Source organism: Streptomyces laculatispora (assembly GCF_017353455.1).
Taxonomy (GTDB): Bacteria; Actinomycetota; Actinomycetes; order Streptomycetales; family Streptomycetaceae; genus Streptomyces; species Streptomyces laculatispora.
In genome coordinates this window covers 1-4,044 of sequence record NZ_JAFMPZ010000612.1, presented here as the reverse complement: position 1 = coordinate 4,044, position 4,044 = coordinate 1, and the positions used below count along the sequence as shown (strand labels likewise).

The 4,044-nt window shown below is 72.3% G+C and carries 3 protein-coding genes and 1 pseudogene; 2 read left to right on the top strand and 2 right to left on the bottom strand.

Annotated features, from left to right (window positions below):
• Together J1C73_RS32050 and pdxH are read right to left on the bottom strand one after the other, a co-directional pair.
• Nucleotides 1–1,108: PAS domain-containing protein (locus tag J1C73_RS32050; RefSeq protein WP_207319435.1), on the bottom strand; the 1,108-nt coding region annotated here is incomplete at its 3' end.
• Nucleotides 1,109–1,476: 368 nt separating this feature from the next.
• Nucleotides 1,477–2,133 carry a pyridoxamine 5'-phosphate oxidase gene (pdxH, locus tag J1C73_RS32045; RefSeq protein WP_207319436.1) on the bottom strand — a complete coding sequence of 219 codons (657 nt, stop codon included), beginning with the start codon at nucleotides 2,131–2,133 and terminating at the stop codon, nucleotides 1,477–1,479.
• 225 nt (nucleotides 2,134–2,358) lie between these two features.
• Between pdxH and J1C73_RS32040 the strand changes: the two genes are divergently transcribed.
• Nucleotides 2,359–3,468 carry a citrate synthase 2 gene (locus tag J1C73_RS32040; RefSeq protein WP_207319434.1) on the top strand — a complete coding sequence of 370 codons (1,110 nt, stop codon included), beginning with the start codon at nucleotides 2,359–2,361 and terminating at the stop codon, nucleotides 3,466–3,468.
• A gap of 264 nt (nucleotides 3,469–3,732) precedes the next feature.
• A pseudogene (locus J1C73_RS32035) lies at nucleotides 3,733–4,044 on the top strand (hypothetical protein); the annotation flags it as partial.

The following is a 4,044-nucleotide window of genomic DNA, read 5'->3' as shown; positions in this document are numbered from 1 at the left end:
CCACCGCCTGGAGGGCCGGGTGGCCCGGTACGTACCGCAGCGGGATGCCGCCGCCGGCCACCGGCAGGCACGGGCCCGGCGCATCGGACGGCGTCGCCGCGGCGCGGACCAGCCGCTCCCCCGCCACCAGGTCGATCAGCGCGTGGTCCGCGAAGCCCGCGAGCGCGTAGTCGAGGGAGGTGGTCGCCGCCTCCATCGGGTCCTCGCACTCGGCCGCCGACCGCGAGGCCCGGTGCAGCTGGTTCGACCGGAAGCGCACCCGGTCCGCGTCCTGGGCGGCCAGTTTCGCCTCCGTGACGTCCTGGAACAGCCAGCCGACGCCCAGCGGCACCGGCTCCTCCGCGAGCGGTGAGGCCAGCCGCAGGAAGCCGCTGCGCCAGCAGCGCCGCCGGTTCCCCTCGGCCGTCCGCAGCGTCACCCACAGCTCGGCGGGGGCGGGCGGGGCGCCCGCGGCCAGCACGTGCTGGAGCGCGCCCTCCAGGTCCTCGACGCCCTGCACGATCAGCTCCCCCAGCGGCCGCCCCAGCAGCGTCGTACGACCGCCGTCCAGCGCGCGGGCGGCATGTGCGTTGACGACGGTCGGCCGCAGGTCCACATCGACGAGGACCACACCCCAGGACGCGTCCTCGAACAGCGCCTCGCTCAGCGCGATGGCCCGCTCCAGGTCGATCTGCGCATGGACCTCGCTGAACGCGCAGTACACCCCGGCCGGCTTCCCGTCCGCGCCCCGCACCCCGGCCGACTGGGTCCGCACCAGCACCCGCCCGCCGTCCTTGCGCAGCAGCGCGAACTCGTGCACCTGGCGCCCCGGCCCGTCCATGACGGCCATCAGCCGCCCCTGCACCTCGCCCGCGTCCGCCCGCCGCACGGCCCATCCGGCGAAGCCGGGCCGTCCGACGGCCTCCTCGGCACTCCAGCCGAGAATCCGCTCGGCCTCGCGGTTCCAGTGGGTGACGGTGCCGTCCGCGTCGAAGGCGCAGAGCGCGGCGTCCATTCCGTCGAGCAGGGCCGCCAGCAGCTCCGATCCCGGGATCGCCCCGGGCCGGCCCTCCGGGCCTTCCTCGGGCCCGAGGGCGTCGGTGGTTCCGCTGCTCCTGGAAGCACTCATCCCGTACCCCCCGCAGGACGTGTCCGGCATTGCTGCACGTCAGACCATTCAACTCGAACGTGACCCAGCACACAGCGACTTCGCCGAAATCGACGCCCCGGATAATTCGGTTGTGCGGCCCGGGGGGAGGTTCCTAGGCTGCGGGTACACATGAAGGGAGGTGCTCCGGAAGTGATTTCTTTTCGGACTCGTGAGGTGACTGCGGGCTGACGCCCGTCGTCGCGCTCTTTGCAGTGCAGGCCGGTCGCCGGCCAATCCCAAGCAGTCACCGACCCGCAGGCTCGCCGGTCAGTCCGGCCGGCCCCTCCGTAAGAAGGGACCAGAGCCTGCGGGTTTCTGCGTGCCCGGAGGCGGACAGGGCCTACGGCCTACGGGCACAGCCGCTCGACGCGCCAGCCCCCGACGCCGTCGCCGCCCTCGGTCCCGCTCGCGGCCTCCCGTACGTAGCGCAGCCGGTCGTGCAGCCGGTTCTCGTGGCCCTGCCAGAACTCGATCGTGCCGGGGACGACCCGGAAGCCGCCCCAGTGCGGGGGCGCCGGGATCTGCTCGCCCTCCGGGTAGCGGGCCGCCAGCTCCTCGTAACGCCGGACCAGCTCGTCGCGGGAGCCGATCACCGTCGACTGGGCGCTCGCCCAGGCGCCGAGCTGGGAGCCGTGGGGGCGGGTGCGGAAGTAGGCGGCCGTCTCCTCGCGGCCGACGCGGGCCGCGGTGCCGGTGACGATGACCTGGCGGGCCATCGGGTGCCAGGGGAAGAGCAGCGACACCCGCGGGTTGGCGGCCAGCTCGCGGCCCTTGCGGGACTCGTAGTTGGTGAAGAAGACGAAGCCGCGCTCGTCGTACATCTTCAGCAGCACCGTGCGGGAGGACGGCACACCCTCGGGCGTCGCCGTGGACACGACCATGGCGTTCGGCTCATGGAGCACCCCACCTGCGGCGATCTGCCGGAACCAGCGGGCGAACTGCTGCATGGGGTCGGCGGCCAGGCTGTCCTCGGCGAAGCTCTCGGAACGGTACTGCTCGCGCATCGCGGCCGGATCGGTGGTGGAATCGAAGGAGGAATCTGCGGTGGACACGCGCTCATCCTGCCGCAGCGGCCCAGTCTGCCCGGCGAGGAGGGTCACCAACCGTTCCGGGAGAGAACGGGGAGCTGTGCCGGATGTCACGCTTCCCGGTCACGTCGGAACCCGCCAATATCGTGGGACGGGCCCGTTGCGGCCCGTCCGCAGCCGCCGATCCGAGGGAGCCGCCTGATGTCCGACTTCGTACCCGGACTCGAAGGAGTCGTCGCGTTCGAAACGGAGATCGCCGAACCCGACAAGGAAGGCGGTTCGCTCCGGTACCGCGGTGTCGACATCGAGGATCTCGTCGGCCATGTGTCGTTCGGCAATGTCTGGGGACTGCTGGTCGACGGGGCGTTCAACCCCGGTCTGCCGCCGGCCGAGCCGTTCCCGATCCCGGTCCACTCCGGTGACATCCGGGTCGACGTGCAGTCCGCGCTGGCGATGCTCGCCCCCGTGTGGGGGCTGAAACCGCTGCTGGACATCGACGCGGAGACCGCGCGCAACAACCTGGCGCGGGCGGCCGTCATGGCGCTCTCGTACGTCGCCCAGTCGGCGCGCGGGCAGGGGCTGCCGATGGTCCCGCAGAGCGAGATCGACAAGGCGGGGTCCGTGGTGGAACGGTTCATGATCCGCTGGCGCGGCGAGCCGGACCCCCGTCATGTGAAGGCCGTGGACGCCTACTGGACGTCCGCCGCCGAGCACGGCATGAACGCCTCGACGTTCACCGCCCGCGTCATCGCCTCGACCGGCGCCGATGTGGCCGCCGCGCTGTCCGGTGCGGTGGGCGCCATGTCCGGCCCGCTGCACGGCGGCGCGCCGTCCCGGGTGCTCGGGATGATCGAGGAGATCGAGCGGACCGGGGACGCCACCGCGTACGTGAAGAAGGCCCTGGACAAGGGCGAGCGGCTGATGGGCTTCGGCCACCGGGTCTACCGCGCCGAGGACCCCCGCGCACGGGTGCTGCGACGCACGGCCCAGGAGCTGGGCGCACCGCGCTTCGAGGTGGCGCAGGCCCTGGAGAGGGCCGCGCTGGAGGAGCTGCACGCGCGCCGCCCGGACCGGGTGCTGGCGACGAACGTGGAGTTCTGGGCGGCGATCATGCTGGACTTCGCGGAGGTTCCGGCGCACATGTTCACGTCGATGTTCACGTGTGCCCGTACGGCGGGCTGGTCGGCGCACATCCTGGAGCAGAAGCGGACCGGCCGCCTGGTGCGGCCGTCGGCGACGTACATCGGCCCGGGGACGCGCGGCCCGCGGGAGATCCCGGGCTTCGACCAGCTGGCGGACCTGGGCAACTGAGGACGTCGAGGCCCCCTTCACGCCGGGCCTCGACTCGAAACGGTTCAGCGACCAGCCGGGCGCCCACCGCTCCGCCGACAGCGCGGGCGTCCGGGCGTCGCCGTGCCGCACCCGTCGCACGCCTGTGTCATGCCTGTGTCATTGCCGCCGCACTCTGGGATGCGTCGCGGCGCGCCTCGGTGACGGACTGCCGTCGTCGCGCCGTCCAGTCGTTGAACGTACGGGCTGTCCTTTCGGGCGGCTCTCACTGCCAGTGAGGTCAAAATGACACACAAGGGACGCATCCTCTTCGCGGTCGCTCTCAGCACCATGGCGCTCGGGCTCACGGCCTGCAATGACGACGAGGACGCGTCGTCGGCACAGGACTCGCCCTCGGCGTCCGCCCCGACATCGTCCGACCCGGGCAGCAAGAGCCCGTCCGCGAGCCCCGGTGACGACGGTGCGGCGCCGGCCGGGGGTGACACCACCGCGCCGGGCACGAAGCTCAAGATCGGCGACAAGGCGGTTCTGCCGTTCACGTACGGGACCGAGAAGAAGGGCACCATCGCCGTGACCGTCACGGCGATGGTGCCCTTC